We start from the raw sequence: 15,876 nt of genomic DNA, 5'->3' as shown, positions 1-15,876 counted from the left end.
ATGAAGGTGGTGGCAGCGATGGCCGGCCTGCCCGGCCTCGTCTAGGCCATACCTACCCCGCCGCACCTACCCGGCCAGCCCGATCCCCCGCGACATCCCCGATGCGGCGAACACGATGACGATCACCAGCACCGCCTGCCAATGGCCGATCCGCACATAGGTGCGCGCACGGCCGAGATCGGGCATCTGCTGCCGCCGCGCGGCACCGCGCCACCGGATCAGCCCGAGCATCGGCACGACCTCGAGCAGCAGGATCAGCACGAGCGCGGTCATCTTCAGGTGAAAAAACGGTTCGTGCAGGTAGTACGCGGAGCCTTTCTCGAATCCGCCGAACGCGCGCATCAGGCCCGTCACGATCAGCACGAGCGCCGACAGCCCCCACGCGGCATCGGCCTTGAATACACCGGGCAAGTCGGCCGCCTGCGCCGACGCGATGAGCCGGCGCAACGCGCGGTTACGCCCCGCGATCGCGGCAAACGCGACGCCGAACGCGCTCAGGTGAATGGCAGCCAGCAACCAGCGGACGATCATCACGCCTCCTTGTCGCCCGCATGCCGTGCGCGGGACTTGTCAGACGATCTGTTTGAGCGCGGCGTCGAGCGCGAGCACCGCGACGCGGTCGCCTTCGGTCGCGAGCGGCGCACGCATGACGATCTGCCGGTTATGGCCGACGGCCGCCGGCGAATCCCACAGCAGTTCGACCTTCGGTCGGTTGAAGAGGCTGCCGCGGCGCGGCGGCACGACTGCCGGCTGCGCGTCCGATGCGCCCTCGCCTGCCGCAGGCGCCACCTGGCCGGGCCAGCGCACCGACAGTTCGCGCGCATCGTACTGGCCGACCTTGCGGCTTTCCATCCACACGATCGCGGTGCGCGTCAGCATGTCGAGCGAAATCGCATAACGGCCGACCGCGAAGCGGCGGGCGGCCACGTTGGTCCGCCATAGCGGCCGCGGGCGACAGATCCAGACGATCGCGGCATAAAGCGCCGGTGCGGCAACGAGCCAGCCGTTGGTCGCCGTCACCGCATGCAGCGCGAGGCGCCAGCCGTCCACCCAGACGAACATGCCGATCGACCAGACCGCGAACAGGAAACCGATCAGCGCAAAGACGCGCAGCGCCTGGCGCAGCCACTGCGGCAGCGGATGAAACGGCCGTTCGGCGCGCGCGACGGCGCCCGGCAGCGCGAGCAGCAGGAAGATCAGCAGAAGGTAGACGAATGCCCAGGGCGACGACACCATCGCCGACAGCGACGAGCGATAACCCATCTGGGACATCGAGAACAGCCAGCGCGCGAGCAGCACGAGACCGATCGCACGCAACGCGAAGATCACACCGGCGCCGGGGGCCGGCGCTGCGCGCGTGGATTTCGTTCTCGCCAAGACTGCTCTCCTCTGGATATTCGTGCGGGGCCGGATTTCACGGCACGGCCATTATAGGGACATTACCGTCTGGACAGACGGCCGGATGCCATGGCGGGTCGCTTCGGGGGCCGTTCGCGGCGTCGGGCGCGGCGAGAATACAACAGATCCGCGCCGTGGATGTGACAACGCCCCGCCGGAAACCCGGGCGGGGCGTCTAGGGCAAGCCGCCGGCCGCAGCGCGGCGGCGGCCCGCAATCAGCTTGCGTTGACTTCGCGGAGCACCGTGCGACGCTTTTGGCGCAGCAGTTCCTCGTAGCCCTTCACGTAGTTCTGTGCCATCACCTTCGACGAGAAGCGGGCTTCGAACGCGGCGCGGACCTGCTCGCGCGGCAGCGCGTCGAGGCGCTTGAGCGCGGCAACAGCCGACAGTTCGTCTTCGACGACGAAGCCCGACACGCCGTTGTCGATCACTTCCGGCACCGAGCCGCGCTTGAACGCGATCACCGGCGTACCGCAAGCCATCGCCTCGATCATCACGAGGCCGAAGGGCTCCGGCCAGTCGATCGGAAACAGCAGCGCGTGCGCGTTGCCGAGGAATTCAGTCTTTTCGGACTCGCTGATTTCGCCGATGTACTCGACGTGCGGCAGCGCGAACAGCGGCTTGATCTTCTCTTCGTAGTACGCGCGGTCAGCCTTGTCGAGCTTCGCGGCGATCTTGATCGGCAGGCCGGCCTGCTCGGCGATGCGGATCGCCGTGTCGACGCGCTTCTCCGGCGAGATGCGGCCCAGGAACGCGAGGTAGCTCGGCTTCACGTTCGGGATCGGCGTCAGCAGGTTTTCCGGCAGGCCGTGGTAGACGGTCGACAGCCAGTTCGCCTGCGGCAGCGGGATGCGCTGGTTGTCGGAGATCGACACGACCGGCACGTCGCTGAATGCGTTGAAGATCGGCTGCAGTTCCGGCAGGTCGAGACGGCCGTGCATCGTCGTCAGGTGCGGGACCGGCTGGCGCGAGAACAGCGAGAACGGGTAGTAGTCGATGTGGCAGTGCAGGACATCGAACTCTTCCGCGCGGCGGCGCACCTGCTCGAGGAGCAGCATGTGCGGGGCCATCACGTCGCGGATCGTCGGGTCGAGGCGCAGCGCCTGCGGCCAGCACGCTTCGAGCTTCGCGGAGGTTTGCGAATCGCCGCTCGCGAAGAGCGTGACGTCGTGTCCCATCTCGACAAGTGCTTCGGTGAGGTAGGACACCACTCGCTCGGTACCACCGTACAGTTTCGGGGGCACCGCTTCGTGCAACGGAGCGATTTGGGCGATTCGCATGCGTAACTCCTAAAAATTCGGCTAAAAACCAGGTATGGGTCGGCAACCTGCCGGCGGTCCGGGCTGGATGCATGTCGTCCAAAGATCGGACGAATCAGCCTGCCGGGGGCGTCAAACCCGCGCTGCTCAAGGAGCGTCGGCGACGCGACAGGCATAGAACGTTTGAAACGAAGACCCGTTGACAGGGGTTCGTAAAAAACCTGGAATCGAACCCGGAGCCGATTATCTAGGGTTAATCCCGATACGGCGCACAACATTTCAAACACTTTACTTTGTTACAAAGGTGCAACACTTTGCAACCCGCGGACTTGGGTGTCCGTTCTAGAGTGGAAGGCCCTTTTGGCATTCCTTGCCCCCGTGACTGCCGGCAGCGTGATTCCGGCACATGAGGCAGGACGGGATGCCGGATTTTATCTCAAAATCGATCGCGAGCCCCCGGCCAAGGCAAGATTCGCGCAGCGCGACACGCGGCCTTGTTTACAATGCCGGATTATTCAGTCCGGGCGACCGCCGGCCTGCGATCCAGCCGCCACGCTCAATCACCGAATCACCGCACGCATATTTTGGAATCTCTCACCCCTGCCCAGCGCAACGCCCATAACGCGAAGCTGTCGAGCTACGCGCACCGGCCGATCGCGTTCCTGTTCCGCTACATTCGGCTTCATCCCGTCGCCCACCTGATCGTGCTCTGCAGCGTGCTGGCCGCCGTCGGCTGCGCGCTCGGCTCGCAATACGCGATCAAGCACCTGATCGACGTGCTGGCGACCGGGCGGCATCACCCCGGCCCGCTGTGGAGCGCATTCGCGCTGCTCGTCGGGCTGATCGCCGCCGACAACCTGCTGTGGCGCGTCGGTGGCTGGTTCGCCGCGCACACGTTCGTCGCGGTCACCGGCGACCTGCGGCGCGACCTGTTCCAGTACCTGATCGGCCATTCGCCCACCTACTACGCCGAAAAGCAGCCCGGCACGCTCGCGAGCCGCATCACGGCCACGTCGAACGCCGTCTACACGTCGGAAAACACGATGGCGTGGAACGTACTGCCTCCGTGCATCGCGGTGATGGGCGCGATCCTGATGATCATCGTCGTCAATCCGATGATGGCGGCCGGCCTGCTCGGCTGCTCCGCGGTGCTCTCCGTCGTGCTGTTCAAGCTGGCCGGTCGCGGCTCCGCGCGCCACCACGCGTTCGCGGCGAAGGCCGCGGCGGTCGACGGCGAGCTCGTCGACGTGATCGGCAACATGGGGCTCGTGCGTGCGTTCGGGATGACGCTGCGTGAACAGAAACGCTTCGGCGCGACGGTCAAGGCCGAGATGGATGCGCGCCAGCAGAGCCTGCTCTATCTCGAGAAGCTGCGCCTGCTGCACGCCGTGATCACCGCGATGCTGTCCGCCGGCCTGCTCGGCTGGGCGCTGTGGCTGTGGGACCAGGGCCGCGCGACGTCGGGCGACATCGTGCTGGTCAGCTCGCTCGGCTTCACGATCCTGCACGGCACGCGCGATCTCGCGGTCGCACTGGTTGACGTCACGCAGCACATCGCGCGCCTGTCCGAAGCGGTCAAGACGCTGCTCGAGCCGCACGGGATGCCGGACCGCTCCGACGCGCAGCCGCTGTCGGCCAAGGGCGGCCGCGTCGACTTCGAGCGCGTGACGTTCGCGTATCCGCACCGCCGCCCGATCCTCGACCACTTCGACCTCCATATCGAGCCGGGCCAGCGCGTCGGCCTGATCGGCAAGTCGGGCGCCGGCAAGTCGACCGTGCTCGCGCTGCTGCAGCGCTTCTACGACACGCAGGACGGCTCCGTGCAGGTCGACGGCCAGGACGTGAAGACGATCACGCAGGACAGCCTGCGCCACGCGATCGCGCTCGTGCCGCAGGACATCTCGCTGCTGCACCGGACGATCTACGACAACATCGCGTACGGCCGCCCCGAAGCGACCCGTGACGAAGTGCTCGCCGCCGCGCGCGATGCGCGCTGCGCGGAGTTCATCGAAGCGATGCCGGAAGGCTATGACACGATCGTCGGCGACCGCGGCGTCAAGCTGTCGGGCGGCCAGCGCCAGCGCATCGCGATCGCGCGTGCGATCCTGAAGGATGCGCCGATCCTGCTGCTCGACGAAGCGACGTCCGCGCTCGACAGCGCATCCGAGGAAGCGATCCAGAGCGCGCTCGACCGCCTGATGGTGGGCCGCACGGTGATCGCGATCGCGCACCGCCTGTCGACGCTGCGCAACTTCGACCGGATCATCGTGATGAACAACGGCAAGGTGGTCGACGACGGCGCGCCCGACGTGCTGCGCAACCGCCCGGGCCTGTACCGCGACCTGCTCGCGAAGCAGCACGGCCGTCATCACCCGGCTCCCGACGGCAGCACGCCGACCGGCGAACGCGTGGCCTGACGTCCCGGCCCGCAGCCGACAAAAAAGCCGCAGTGCGCCTCGCACTGCGGCTTTTTCATTGCTCGATGAACCGCCGGTTACGCGCGCTGCAGATCGCGCAGGAAGTTGTCGCGCCACACCGACACGTTGTTCTCGCGAAGCTGCGCGATCATGTCGGTATAACGCGCGCGCCGCTCGGCGAGCGGCATCGTCAACGCCTGCGACAACGCATCGGCCATCCCGTCGATATCGATCGGATTGACGATCAGCGCCCCCGTCAACTCGCGTGCGGCGCCCGCGAAGCGCGACAGCACGAGCACGCCCGGATCCTCCGGATTCTGCGCGGACACGTATTCCTTCGCGACGAGGTTCATCCCGTCGCGCAGCGGCGTCACATAGCCGACCCGCGCGAGCCGGTACAGCGCCGCGAGCAGCTGGCGGTCGTACTGGCGATGAATATAGAGGATCGGCGCCCAGTCGAGCTCGGCGAAGCGTCCGTTGATGCGCCCCGACTCCCCCTCAAGCTGCAGGCGGATGTCCTGGTACGCGCGCAGCTCCGCGCGGGTCGACGGCGCAATCTGCAGGAACGACACGCGATTGCGATGCGACGGCTCGTGTTCGAGCAGCTTCTCGAACGCGCGAAAGCGCTCGACGAGCCCCTTCGAGTAATCGAGCCGGTCGACGCTCATGATCAGCTTGCGACCACGCAGCGAGGTCGCGAGCGTGCGCACCGCTTTGCCGTGCTCGCCGGCCTGCGCGAGCGACGCGATCTCGTCCGGATGCACGCCGATCGGATAGGCGGCCGCGCGCAGCGTCCTGCCGAATGCGCGCACCGTCGCCAGGTGGCCATCGTGCTCGATCACGCCATCTGCTTCCGATTCAACGTAGTCGCAGAACGCACGCAGGTCGGGCTCGGTCTGGAATCCGAGCAGGTCGAATGCGCACAGCGACTCGACGAGATCGCGATGCGGCGGCACGTTGACCAGCACCTGCGCGGCCGGAAACGGGATGTGCAGGAAGAAGCCGATGCGGTTCTTCACGCCGGCCGCGCGCAGTGCGCGCGCGAACGGGATCAGGTGATAGTCGTGCACCCAGATCACATCGTCGTCCTGGAGCAGCGGTACGAGCTGCTGGGCGAGCCACACGTTCACGCGGCCATAGCCTTCGAACTCGTGACGGTCGTACTGGATCAGGTCGGCGCGGTAGTGAAACGCGGGCCACAGCGTCGCGTTCGAGAAGCCGCGGTAATACTGGTCGTAGTCGCGCCGCGACAGGCCGATGGTCGCGAACGTGACCGGACCGTGCTCCTCGACGCGGATCTGCGGCGCGCCGGACGCGACGACCTCGCCGCTCCAGCCGAACCACATGCCGCCGGTCTCCTTCAGCGCATCGTACACGCCGATCGCGAGACCGCCCGCCGCCGGTTCGCCTTCCGAAATCGGCGCAACGCGGTTTGAAACAATGATGAGGCGACTCATGCGTCCGGCTGCCCCGCACCGAGCCAGCGCGCGATCTGATCATGCAGCGCGTCGACCGAATCGAGCCGCATGCGGGCGGACGTCTCACCCGCGCCGACCTTGATCGACAGGCCGCCGCGCGCGTTGACCACCGCGAAGCCCTTCTCGTCGGTCAGGTCGTCGCCCGCGAACACCGGCACGCGGCCGGCAAACGGCGGCTCGTCGAGGAACGCGGCGAGCGCGCGCCCCTTGTCGACGCCTTTCGGCTTGATCTCGAACACCATCTTGCCGGGCTGCAGCACATACGCGTCGGCGTAGTCTGCGACGAGGCGCTCGGTGGCCGCGCGCGCAGCCGCCTCGCGCTCGGGCGCGTTGCGGTAGTGCAGCGCGACGGCCGCACCCTTGATTTCGAGCAGCATGCCCGGATGACGGTCGACGACGGCCGCCAGCTCGCGCTCGATGCGCAGCAGACGTTCGTCGTTGAAGCCGATGCGCTGCGTGTCGCCGTTCGCATCGCGGCGCTCTGCGCCGTGCAGGCCGGCGATCGGCAGGCCGGGCATCTTCAGGAACGTGTCGATGTTGTCGATACCGCGCCCGGACACGATCGCAACCGCGCCGTGCGAGCGGCGCCGCAGCTCGTCGAGCAGCGTCGGCAGCGACGGTGGAACATGAATGCTGTCGGGCGTGGGCGCCAGTTCGACGAGCGTGCCGTCGAAGTCGAAGAAGAACGCGGTATCGGTCAGGGACAGGGAAGCCGGAACGGATTGCATCGATTCGATAGTGTGAGGGTCGGCCGGCAAACGCCCCGGGCGGCCGCTGCGCGAATGGAATTGTGCGCATCTTACCGCGCCTGCGTATTGAGATGGGCGAAACCGGTGCCTCGCGGGCAGCGCGCCGCCGCCCGCGTCAACTGCGACATATTGCCCCGCTCGCCCGCCGCGTACGGGTTTCGAAAGGACGCAGGCGCGCGAATTGCGCTACAGTCGCAACCGCCTGCCCCGCGACGCATGGCGCCGCCGGCGGCCATCATTCCGTCCGATCGAGCCCCAGGATGTCGTCTGCCCGCACTGCGCCGCACCGGCGCTTCTCCCGCCTCATCCGCACGGCCGCGGCCCTCGCCGCCGCCGTGGCGCTCGCCGCGTGCACGCACGACGAGCCGCGCTGGAACCTGACCAACGTCACCGGCCACCTGCCCGACCTGTCGTTCACGCTGACGGGTGGCGACGGTCACCCCATTGACGCCGATGCATTCCACGGCCAGGTCGCGTTCGTCTACTTCGGCTACACGCACTGCCCCGATGTCTGCCCCGAAACGATGGCGCGGCTGATGGAAGTGCTGGCGAAGCTCGGCCCGCAGGCCAACAACGTGCGCATCCTGTTCGTCTCGGTCGACCCCGCGCGCGACACGCCGCAGGCCATGCAATCGTATGTCGCCGCATTCGACGCCGTGCATGCGCGCGGCTTGACCGGCACCGACCGCCAGATCGAATCGCTCGCGAAGCGCTATCGCGTCGCGTACCAGATGGAAAAGCGCGATCCGTCCGGCGGCTACGAAGTCACGCACAGCTCGGCCGTCTACATCTTCGACGCGAGCGGCCGCGCCCGCCTGCTTGCGACCGACCGCGACTCGCCCGACGCCATCGCCGCCGATGTGCGCCGGATCATCGACACCGCCTCCACGACCTGAATTCATCCCGACATGAAAACGAAAACGACCCTCAAGACGCTCGCCCTCCTCGCCGCGCTGTGCGCCGGCGCCCACGCGTATGCCGCCGGCGCGATCACCGCGCAGAACGCATGGGTGCGCTGGCTGCCGAACAAGCTGCCCGCCGGCGGCTACGTGACGCTCGTGAACACGAGCGACAAGCCGGTCGATCTCGTCGACGTCGACAGCCCCGACTACGGGATGGCGATGCTGCACCAGACCGTCTCGAACGGCTCGACGCAGAAGATGGAAATGGTCGACAAGCTGACGATCCCCGCGCGCGGCAAGGTCGACATCGCGCCGGGCGGCTACCACTTGATGCTCGAGGAGCCGAAGCACGCGATCAAGCCGGGCGACACCGTGCACCTGCGCCTGAAGTTCTCCGACGGCGAAACGGTCGATGCGCCGTTCGCCGTGAAGTCACCGGCCCAGGCGAAGTGATGCCCGCGCGATGAACCTCCTGTACTGGCTCGATCCGTGGGAACCGTCGCCCACCGTGGTGATCGCGGTGCTGATCGCCGCCGTGCTGTTCGCACGCGGCGTGAAGAAGGCGAAGGTGTCGCCGCTGCGGCAGTTTTCGTTCTGGTTCGGGCTGACGGCGCTCTACGTCGCGCTGCATACGCGGCTCGACTATTTCTTCGAGCACGAGTTCTTCCTGCATCGCGCGCAGCATCTGGTACTCCACCACCTCGGGCCGTTCTTCATTGCGCTGTCCTATCCGGGCGCGGCGATTCGAGCGGGCATCCCGTTCCGCTGGCGGCAGCGTTTCGTGCGCCCCGCGCTCGCGTGGGCGCCCGTGCGCGCGACGCTCGACGTGGTGTTCCATCCGGTCGTCGCGGTCGTGCTGTTCGTCGGGCTGATCTACTTCTGGTTGCTGTCGCCGATCCACTTCATCGCGATGCTCGACTGGCGTCTCTATCGCGTGATGAACTGGAGCATGGTGATCGACGGGCTGCTGTTCTGGTGGCTCGTCGTCGATCCGCGCCCCGCGCCGCCCGCGCGGTTGTCGCCGGGCCGCCGGATCCTGATCGTCGTCGCGGCGATCCCGCCGCAGATCGCGCTCGGCGCGCTGATCTTCTTCACGCCGCACGAGCTGTATCCGATCTATTCGATCTGCGGCCGTGCGTTCACGTGGCTGAGCCCGCTGCGCGATCAGCAGATCGGCGGCCTGCTGCTGTGGATTCCCGGCTCGATGATGAGCGTGATCGGTGCGTTGATCGCGCTGCGACACTGGCTGCGGCTGTCCGCGCGCGGCCGCCTGATCGAAGAACGGGCCGCGCAGCGCACGGACCAGCCGCCGGTGGCGCACGCCGCGCATTGACCGCCGCGCGGCGCGTCGCGCATTACGCGCGTGCGCGGCTCAATTACGCGCGTGCGCGGCTCATCCACACGTGCGGGATGCCATCCTCGTCGTGCACGTCCGAACTCGGCGCGAAGCCGAATGCCCCGTAAAAGCGCTGCAAGTGGGCCTGCGCATGCAGGCTCACCGGCGTATCCGGCCACTGCGCGCGGATATGCTCGAGCGCGCGCGACAGCAGTCCGTTGCCGAGGCCCGCGCCGCGGAACGCGGCGGTCGTCAGCACGCGGCCGATGCGGACGTCGGTATTCTGCGCATCGGGCAGCAGCACACGAAGATAGCCGGCCAGGCGACCGGCCGGATCGAAGGCGGCCAGGTGCCATGCGGCCTGGTCCGCGTCGTCGATGTCGCGATACACGCAGTTCTGCTCGACGACGAACACCGCGCTGCGTGCTTCGAGGATCGAATAGACTTCGCGCGCCGTCAGGGCGTCAAAGGATTTCCAGCGCCAGTCGAGATCGGCGGCGCTCGGGGATGCAGCGGATGCGTTCATGGTCGGTCCTGATTCGGGCGCGCCGGCCGGCGCGCGGCAATCACCGATTATGCCTCGAAGCGCACGCGCTGCGCGACCCGCTGTCCGCCCGCAAAAAAAGCCCCGCATTGCGCGGGGCCTGTCCGTCACGCCGGCATCCGGCCGAAGCGGCCGCTGTTGAAGTCCTCGATCGCGGTACGGATCTCCGCTTGCGAGTTCATCACGAACGGCCCGTAACCGACGACGGGTTCGTCGATCGGTTCGCCGCTCAGGATCAGCAGCTTCGCGTCGCCGTTCGCTTCGATCTCGACATCGCTGCCGTCGCGGCCAAGTTGCACGAACTGCGCTTCCCGGGCGACCGTCTCGCCGTTCACTTGCACGGTACCGCTCAGCACGACCACCGCGAGCGTGCGCCCTTCTGCGACCGGGAACCGCGCATGGCCGCCGGCCGCGAGCCGCACGTCCCACACGTCGATCGGCGTATGCGTGCGAGCCGGGCCGCGCCGCCCGTCGAGTTCACCCGCGATGATCCGCGCCCGCCCCGCGCCGTCCGGCAGTTCGACCACGGGGATGTCGGCGCTCAGCAGCGTCTGGTAGCCGGGCGCGCCCATCTTGTCCGCAGCGGGCAGGTTCACCCAGAGCTGCACCATCTCGAGCGGGCCGCCCCGCTGCGTGAACCCTTCCGAGTGAAATTCCTCATGCAGGATCCCGCTCGCAGCCGTCATCCATTGCACGTCGCCCGGGCCGATCACGCCGCCCGCGCCGGTCGAGTCGCGGTGCGCGACCTCGCCGTCATAGACGATCGTCACCGTTTCGAACCCGCGGTGCGGATGCTGGCCGACACCGCGCGGCGCCGAGGCCGAACCCGGCTCGAACGTGGTCGGGCCGGCGTAATCGAGCAGCAGGAACGGGCTCAGGTGCGCACCGTGAGACTGGTAGCTGAACATCGAACGCACCGGGAAACCGTCGCCGACCCAATGGCCGCGCGGCGCACTGTACACACCCTGGATCTTCTTCATTGCCTTCTCCGAATTGCGGCGAAACACATGTTTCGCATCCTGGGTAGAAATATAGTGGTGGAACGATCGATCCGGTAGACTGCCAAAATCGCACTCAGCGTTCCATTTCATGAACGATAAAGCGCGGGATCTGAACGATCTCTATTACTTCGTGCAGGTCGTCGAACACGGGGGCTTCGCACCGGCCGGGCGTGCGCTCGACATGCCGAAATCGAAGCTGAGCCGCCGCATCGCGCTGCTCGAGGCGCGGCTCGGGATGCGGCTGATCCAGCGCTCGACGCGCCGCTTCACGGTTACCGACGTCGGCCAGACCTATTACGCGCACTGCCGCGCGATGCTCGTCGAGGCCGATGCTGCCGACGAGGCGATCGCGCTGCTGCACGAGGAGCCTCGTGGCATCGTGCGCGTCAGTTGCCCGATCGTGCTGCTCGATTCGCTGGTCGGCACGATGATCGCCGCGTTCATGGTCGCGTGCCCGCGCGTCGAGATTCATCTGGAAGCGACCAACCGTCGCGTCGACGTGGTCGGCGAAGGGATCGACGTCGCGATCCGCGTGCGCCCGCCGCCGCTCGACGACAGCGATCTCGCGCTGCGCGTGCTGGCCGAGCGCGGCCAGTGCCTCGTCGCAAGCCCCGCGCTGCTGCGCGAGCATCGCGCACCAGCCGTTCCCGCCGATCTCGCGCAACTGCCCAGCCTCGATCACGGCGCCCCGCAGTCCGCGCACGTGTGGCGGCTGCGCGGGCCCGACGGCGCTCACGCGGAAATTCATCACCAGCCGCGCTTCGTCACGGGCGGCATGCTCGCGCTGCGCGCGGCGGCCGCCGCGGGCGTCGGCATCGTGCAGTTGCCGACGATGATGGTGCGCGAAGAGGTCGCGCGCGGCGAGCTGGTGACCGTGCTGCCCGACTGGGCGCCGCGCCGCGAGATCGTGCATGCCGTGTTCGCGTCGCGCCGGGGGTTGCTGCCCGCGGTGCGCGCACTGCTGGATTTTCTGGCGGAACGGTTTGCCGAACTCGAACCCGATTGAACCCGCAGCGTCACGTGCAACGTTGCGCTGCAAACCGCGCGCGCGTGCCGTAGACTGCGGTACGCGCATCGCGCATTCCACAACCCTGATCGCTTTCCCGCCATGTTCACGCTGTCCAACGCCCCCCACGCCTCCAAGGCCGATCAATACGCGACGCTCGTCGAGCAGGCACGCGCGCTCGTCGAGTCCGAACGCGACCTGACCGCGAACGCGGCCAACTTCTCCGCGCTGATCTACCACTCGCTCGACCGTCTCAACTGGGCCGGTTTCTACTTCTTCGACGGGACGGAACTCGTGGTCGGGCCGTTCCAGGGCAAGCCCGCCTGCGTGCGGATCGCGCTCGGCAAGGGTGTATGCGGCACGGCCGCTCAGACGCGCGAGACGCAGGTCGTGCGCGACGTGCATGACTTCCCCGGCCATATCGCGTGCGACGCGGCATCGGAATCGGAAATCGTCGTGCCGCTGGTGGCCGCCGACGGCACGCTCATCGGCGTGTGGGACGTCGACAGCCCGGTCGCCGCGCGCTTCGACGAAGAAGATCGCCAGGGGATGGAAGCGCTGTGCCGCGTGTTCATCGAACACGCATGGCAGAAAGCGCGCGGTTAAGCGGCGGCCAGGCCACGTTCATCCATCGGGCAACCGGCCGCCACGTTCGCATGAGAATCGCGTCTCACGACCGAGAACGAAAACGAAACGGGCCCCGCAAAGGGGCCCGTTTCACTGTGCCGCCGCTCCGCCCTTCGCGGCGCATTGCAGGTATCAGGCGGCGTGCGTGCCGGACAGCGACGGGAACGCCTGCGGCTTCGCGTCCTCGGTCAGCACCTCGAAGCCCGTTTCGGTCACCACGACCATGTGCTCCCATTGCGCCGACAGCGAATGGTCCTTCGTGACGACCGTCCAGCCGTCCGCCAGCATGCGCGTGTCGCGCTTGCCCGCGTTGAGCATCGGCTCGATCGTGAAGATCATCCCCGGCCGGAGCGGCACGCCGGTGCCCGGGCGGCCGTAGTGAAGCACCTGCGGCTCGTCGTGATAGACATCGCCGATGCCGTGCCCGCAATACTCGCGAACCACGCTGAATCCTTCGCGATGCGCGACCTGCTGGATCGCGTAGCCGACGTCGCCGAGCGTGGCGCCCGGACGCACCGCGCGAATACCCGCGTGCATCGCCTCATAGGTCGTCGCGACAAGGCGCCGTGCGAGCTCGTTCGGTTCGCCGACGAAATACATGCGGCTCGTATCGCCGAACCAGCCATCCTTGATCACCGCGATGTCGAGGTTCACGATGTCGCCGTCGCGCAGCGGCCGCGACGTCGGAATGCCGTGACACACCACGTGGTTGACCGACGTGCACAGCGTCTTCGGATAACCGTGGTAGCCGATGTTCGCGGGAATCGCGCCGAGCACGTCGATGATGTATTCGCGGCAGCGTGCATCGAGGTCGTCGGTGGAGACGCCCGGCTTCACGTGCTCGGTGATCATCGTCAGCACCTGCGAAGCGAGCTTCGCGGCTTCGCGCGACTTGGCGATTTCCGCGGCGCCGCGGATCGGGATTTCTCGCTTCGCCATTACGCCACCTGCTCGATGCCGTGCTCGACCGGTTCCGCCAGCCCCGTCTCGACGCCCCGTGCTTCGGCCTCGATCAGCATCCGGCAGATGTCCCCGTAGGACAGCGCCGGATTGAGTTCCGCCAGCATCCCGACGCGCAGCCAGTGTTCGGCCTGCGCATTGATCGAGCGGCTCAGCGCCGTGCTGGTCGAGCGCAGCCGCTCGTGCATGTGCTCGGAAATCTTGATGATGCCCATATATCCCCAATTAAACGAAACGTAGTCAGTTCGTATATTAAGCTGCGCGCGACTGCCGGGCAAGCCATTCAGATCCCGTCGAACCGCTGGCCGGCCGCCGGCAGTGTCGTTGACTTCAAATTCCAATTTACTGGAAAATGAATCCACCATGAAAGAATCAGTCACCGCCGTTACCGACGACACCGGCATCAACGAACGCATCGCGCGGCGCGTACGCGACCTGCGCACCGTGCGAGGCTACACGCTCGATGCGCTGGCCGCGCGCTCCGGCGTCAGCCGTTCGATGATCTCGCTCATCGAACGCGCATCGGCCAGCCCGACGGCTGTCGTGCTCGACAAGCTCGCGGCCGGGCTCGGCGTATCGCTGGCCGGGCTGTTCAGCGGCGACCAGCACGACACGCCCGCGCAGCCGCTGGCACGCCGCGCGCAGCAGGCCGAATGGCGAGATCCGGCGTCCGGCTATGTGCGCCGCAACCTCTCCCCGGCCGGCTGGCCGTCGCCGATCCAGCTCGTCGAAGTGGATTTCCCGCCCGGTGCACGCGTCGCCTACGACAGTGGCGGACGCGAAAGCGCGCTGCATCAGCAGGTGTGGATCATCAGCGGCCGCGTCGACGTCACGTTCGGCGACGCGCTTCACGAACTTCACGAAGGCGACTGCCTGGCCATGCGGCTCGACCAGCCGCTGATTTTCAGCAATCCGTCGCCGCATGCCGCGCGCTATATCGTCGCAATTTGCGATGCATCTGCCGCCGCCGGCGCGCGGAACCTCTGACGAGCGCGTCATCGCAGCAGCCGTGCGCGCGCCCTACTTACTGCCCACTGGAGCCCGTATGAATTCCCCGAAACAGCGCGACGACGTGCACCTGATCGATTGCAGCGAGGCCGAGCATGCGCCGGCCATCCTCGAGATCCTGAACGACGCGATCGCGACCTCGACCGCGCTGTACGACTACAAGCCGCGTCCGCCGGAAGCGATGGTCGCGTGGTTTGCGGCGAAGCGCTCGGGCGGCTTCCCGGTCATCGGCGCCGTCGACGCGTCCGGCACGCTGCTCGGCTTTGCGAGCTGGGGCACGTTCCGCGCGTTTCCCGCCTTCAAGTACACGGTCGAACACAGCGTGTACGTGCATCGCGACCAGCGCGGCCGCGGGCTTGGGGAGGTGCTGCTGCGCGAAGTGGTCCGGCGCGCGCGCGAAGCGCAGGTGCACGTGGTGGTCGGCTGCATCGATGCGGCCAATGCAGGAAGCATCGCACTGCACACGAAGCTCGGATTCGTGCACTCGGGCACGATCACGCAGGCGGGATTCAAGTTCGGCCGGTGGCTCGACGCGGCGTTCTATCAGTTGACGCTCGAAACGCCGGCGCAGCCGGTGGATGGTTGAGCGGCATCGCCGCGTTCGACCGCCGGCGCCGATAGCACGGGCAGTCGTCATTTCCATGCAACGCAGAGGAACGGGTGGGCCTGTTGACCGTGATCATCGAGGTATTCGATGAACTGGCCCGTAGCGGCCGCTGGCGGCTGCGCGTGATCGGCGACCTGACGAAACGCCCTTCGACCGTCGCGGAACGCATCGACGATGCTGTGCGAAGCACAGCGCAGGTCCCGGGGCTCGACGTCAACATCGCGGTCGCGTACAGCTACCGCCTCGATTGAGCCCGCATTTAGTGGGTTTTTTTGTTCCCTGCCAAGCAAGCTTAATGCTGCAGCGTCAAGATTTGATCAAGCAACTCGTCAGCTTGATCTCTGAGCCTCGGAAAGTTGTAGCGCTCGGCCATGCCACGAATCGATTGCAGTCTCGCGAGCCAATACGCAGGGTCACCAATGATCGTCCCACGCGGGAACTCCCCTCGCTTGCTGTCCAGTGTGGAAATCGCGCTTCGCACATGCCCCAATTCTTTTTCAATCGCACAGTAGCGGTACATGTCCACTCCCGTTTTCTTTGAAGTTTGCAAGATCACCGCTGCAACATTGTCGATATCGTTCAA

The 15,876-nt window shown here is 66.9% G+C and carries 19 protein-coding genes; 9 read left to right on the top strand and 10 right to left on the bottom strand.

From position 1 onward, the window contains the following. Positions 1 to 66: 66 nt before the first annotated feature. From HWX39_RS09595 to HWX39_RS09585, 3 genes are all read right to left on the bottom strand, one after another. Positions 67 to 531 carry a DUF2214 family protein gene (locus tag HWX39_RS09595; RefSeq protein WP_175967305.1) on the bottom strand — a complete coding sequence of 155 codons (465 nt, stop codon included), beginning with the start codon at positions 529 to 531 and terminating at the stop codon, positions 67 to 69. A 39-nt stretch (positions 532 to 570) separates the two neighbouring features. Beyond that, positions 571 to 1,377: a hypothetical protein gene (locus tag HWX39_RS09590; protein ID WP_175967303.1), complete on the bottom strand. Its 807-nt coding sequence runs from the start codon at positions 1,375 to 1,377 to the stop codon at positions 571 to 573. A 237-nt stretch (positions 1,378 to 1,614) separates the two neighbouring features. Beyond that, positions 1,615 to 2,679 (bottom strand): glycosyltransferase family 4 protein, encoded by a 1,065-nt coding sequence (locus tag HWX39_RS09585; protein ID WP_175951753.1) that lies wholly within the window; start codon positions 2,677 to 2,679, stop codon positions 1,615 to 1,617. 563 nt (positions 2,680 to 3,242) lie between these two features. Here HWX39_RS09585 and HWX39_RS09580 point away from each other — a divergent pair. After that, complete coding sequence (locus HWX39_RS09580; RefSeq protein WP_175967301.1) at positions 3,243 to 5,075, top strand: ABC transporter ATP-binding protein; 1,833 nt, start codon at positions 3,243 to 3,245, stop codon at positions 5,073 to 5,075. A gap of 77 nt (positions 5,076 to 5,152) precedes the next feature. Here HWX39_RS09580 and otsA read toward each other — a convergent pair whose 3' ends face one another. After that, positions 5,153 to 6,532 (bottom strand): alpha,alpha-trehalose-phosphate synthase (UDP-forming), encoded by a 1,380-nt coding sequence (gene otsA, locus HWX39_RS09575; protein ID WP_175967298.1) that lies wholly within the window; start codon positions 6,530 to 6,532, stop codon positions 5,153 to 5,155. After that, positions 6,529 to 7,281: a trehalose-phosphatase gene (gene otsB, locus HWX39_RS09570; RefSeq protein WP_175967296.1), complete on the bottom strand. Its 753-nt coding sequence runs from the start codon at positions 7,279 to 7,281 to the stop codon at positions 6,529 to 6,531. Before otsB ends, otsA begins: the two co-directional genes overlap by 4 nt. A 281-nt stretch (positions 7,282 to 7,562) precedes the next feature. On the opposite strand from otsB, the gene HWX39_RS09565 reads away from it, so the two are divergent. Genes HWX39_RS09565 through HWX39_RS09555 form a run of 3 tightly spaced genes read left to right on the top strand, consistent with a single transcriptional unit; the run spans position 7,563 to position 9,537 of the window. Further along, positions 7,563 to 8,198, top strand: coding sequence for an SCO family protein (locus HWX39_RS09565; RefSeq protein WP_175967288.1), 636 nt, complete (start codon positions 7,563 to 7,565; stop codon positions 8,196 to 8,198). Positions 8,199 to 8,210: 12 nt separating this feature from the next. Beyond that, on the top strand, positions 8,211 to 8,657 hold the full coding sequence (locus tag HWX39_RS09560) for a copper chaperone PCu(A)C (protein ID WP_175967286.1): 447 nt from the start codon (positions 8,211 to 8,213) through the stop codon (positions 8,655 to 8,657). Positions 8,658 to 8,667: 10 nt separating this feature from the next. Next, positions 8,668 to 9,537, top strand: a complete 870-nt coding sequence (locus tag HWX39_RS09555; RefSeq protein ID WP_175967283.1) for a cytochrome c oxidase assembly protein — start codon at positions 8,668 to 8,670, stop codon at positions 9,535 to 9,537. 43 nt (positions 9,538 to 9,580) lie between these two features. Here HWX39_RS09555 and HWX39_RS09550 read toward each other — a convergent pair whose 3' ends face one another. Both HWX39_RS09550 and HWX39_RS09545 read right to left on the bottom strand, forming a co-directional pair. Next, entirely contained in the window at positions 9,581 to 10,066 is a 486-nt protein-coding gene (locus tag HWX39_RS09550) for a GNAT family N-acetyltransferase (RefSeq protein ID WP_175967281.1), read from the bottom strand. A gap of 125 nt (positions 10,067 to 10,191) precedes the next feature. Continuing rightward, a complete protein-coding gene (locus HWX39_RS09545; RefSeq protein ID WP_175967279.1) occupies positions 10,192 to 11,064 on the bottom strand; it encodes a pirin family protein in 873 nt (290 codons plus the stop codon). A gap of 109 nt (positions 11,065 to 11,173) precedes the next feature. On the opposite strand from HWX39_RS09545, the gene HWX39_RS09540 reads away from it, so the two are divergent. Together HWX39_RS09540 and HWX39_RS09535 are read left to right on the top strand one after the other, a co-directional pair. After that, positions 11,174 to 12,091, top strand: coding sequence for a LysR family transcriptional regulator (locus HWX39_RS09540; RefSeq protein WP_175967276.1), 918 nt, complete (start codon positions 11,174 to 11,176; stop codon positions 12,089 to 12,091). Between the two features lie 102 nt (positions 12,092 to 12,193). After that, positions 12,194 to 12,697: a GAF domain-containing protein gene (locus HWX39_RS09535; protein WP_175967274.1), complete on the top strand. Its 504-nt coding sequence runs from the start codon at positions 12,194 to 12,196 to the stop codon at positions 12,695 to 12,697. A gap of 153 nt (positions 12,698 to 12,850) precedes the next feature. On the opposite strand, the gene map is transcribed toward HWX39_RS09535, so the two are convergent. Further along, positions 12,851 to 13,657 carry a type I methionyl aminopeptidase gene (gene map, locus HWX39_RS09530; RefSeq protein WP_175967272.1) on the bottom strand — a complete coding sequence of 269 codons (807 nt, stop codon included), beginning with the start codon at positions 13,655 to 13,657 and terminating at the stop codon, positions 12,851 to 12,853. Continuing rightward, positions 13,657 to 13,893, bottom strand: a complete 237-nt coding sequence (locus HWX39_RS09525) for a ParD-like family protein (RefSeq protein WP_175967672.1) — start codon at positions 13,891 to 13,893, stop codon at positions 13,657 to 13,659. The genes map and HWX39_RS09525 overlap by 1 nt, the downstream gene beginning before the upstream one ends. Before the next feature lie 148 nt (positions 13,894 to 14,041). Here HWX39_RS09525 and HWX39_RS09520 point away from each other — a divergent pair, with 148 nt between their 5' ends. The 3 genes from HWX39_RS09520 to HWX39_RS09510 all read left to right on the top strand — a co-directional run bounded on the left by HWX39_RS09520 (position 14,042) and on the right by HWX39_RS09510 (position 15,544). Continuing rightward, positions 14,042 to 14,665, top strand: coding sequence for a helix-turn-helix domain-containing protein (locus HWX39_RS09520; protein WP_175967270.1), 624 nt, complete (start codon positions 14,042 to 14,044; stop codon positions 14,663 to 14,665). Between the two features lie 58 nt (positions 14,666 to 14,723). Further along, positions 14,724 to 15,272, top strand: a complete 549-nt coding sequence (locus tag HWX39_RS09515; RefSeq protein ID WP_175967268.1) for a GNAT family N-acetyltransferase — start codon at positions 14,724 to 14,726, stop codon at positions 15,270 to 15,272. A gap of 74 nt (positions 15,273 to 15,346) precedes the next feature. Beyond that, positions 15,347 to 15,544, top strand: coding sequence for an undecaprenyl diphosphate synthase family protein (locus HWX39_RS09510; protein ID WP_175967266.1), 198 nt, complete (start codon positions 15,347 to 15,349; stop codon positions 15,542 to 15,544). 41 nt (positions 15,545 to 15,585) lie between these two features. On the opposite strand, the gene HWX39_RS09505 is transcribed toward HWX39_RS09510, so the two are convergent. Next, the gene (locus HWX39_RS09505; RefSeq protein ID WP_175967263.1) at positions 15,586 to 15,876 is read right to left on the bottom strand and encodes a hypothetical protein; all 291 of its coding nucleotides are present in this window, start codon (positions 15,874 to 15,876) and stop codon (positions 15,586 to 15,588) included.

This window comes from Burkholderia sp. BCC0322 (assembly GCF_902833045.1).
Classification (GTDB): Bacteria; Pseudomonadota; Gammaproteobacteria; order Burkholderiales; family Burkholderiaceae; genus Burkholderia.
This window is presented reverse-complemented; position numbering and strand designations above follow the sequence as displayed.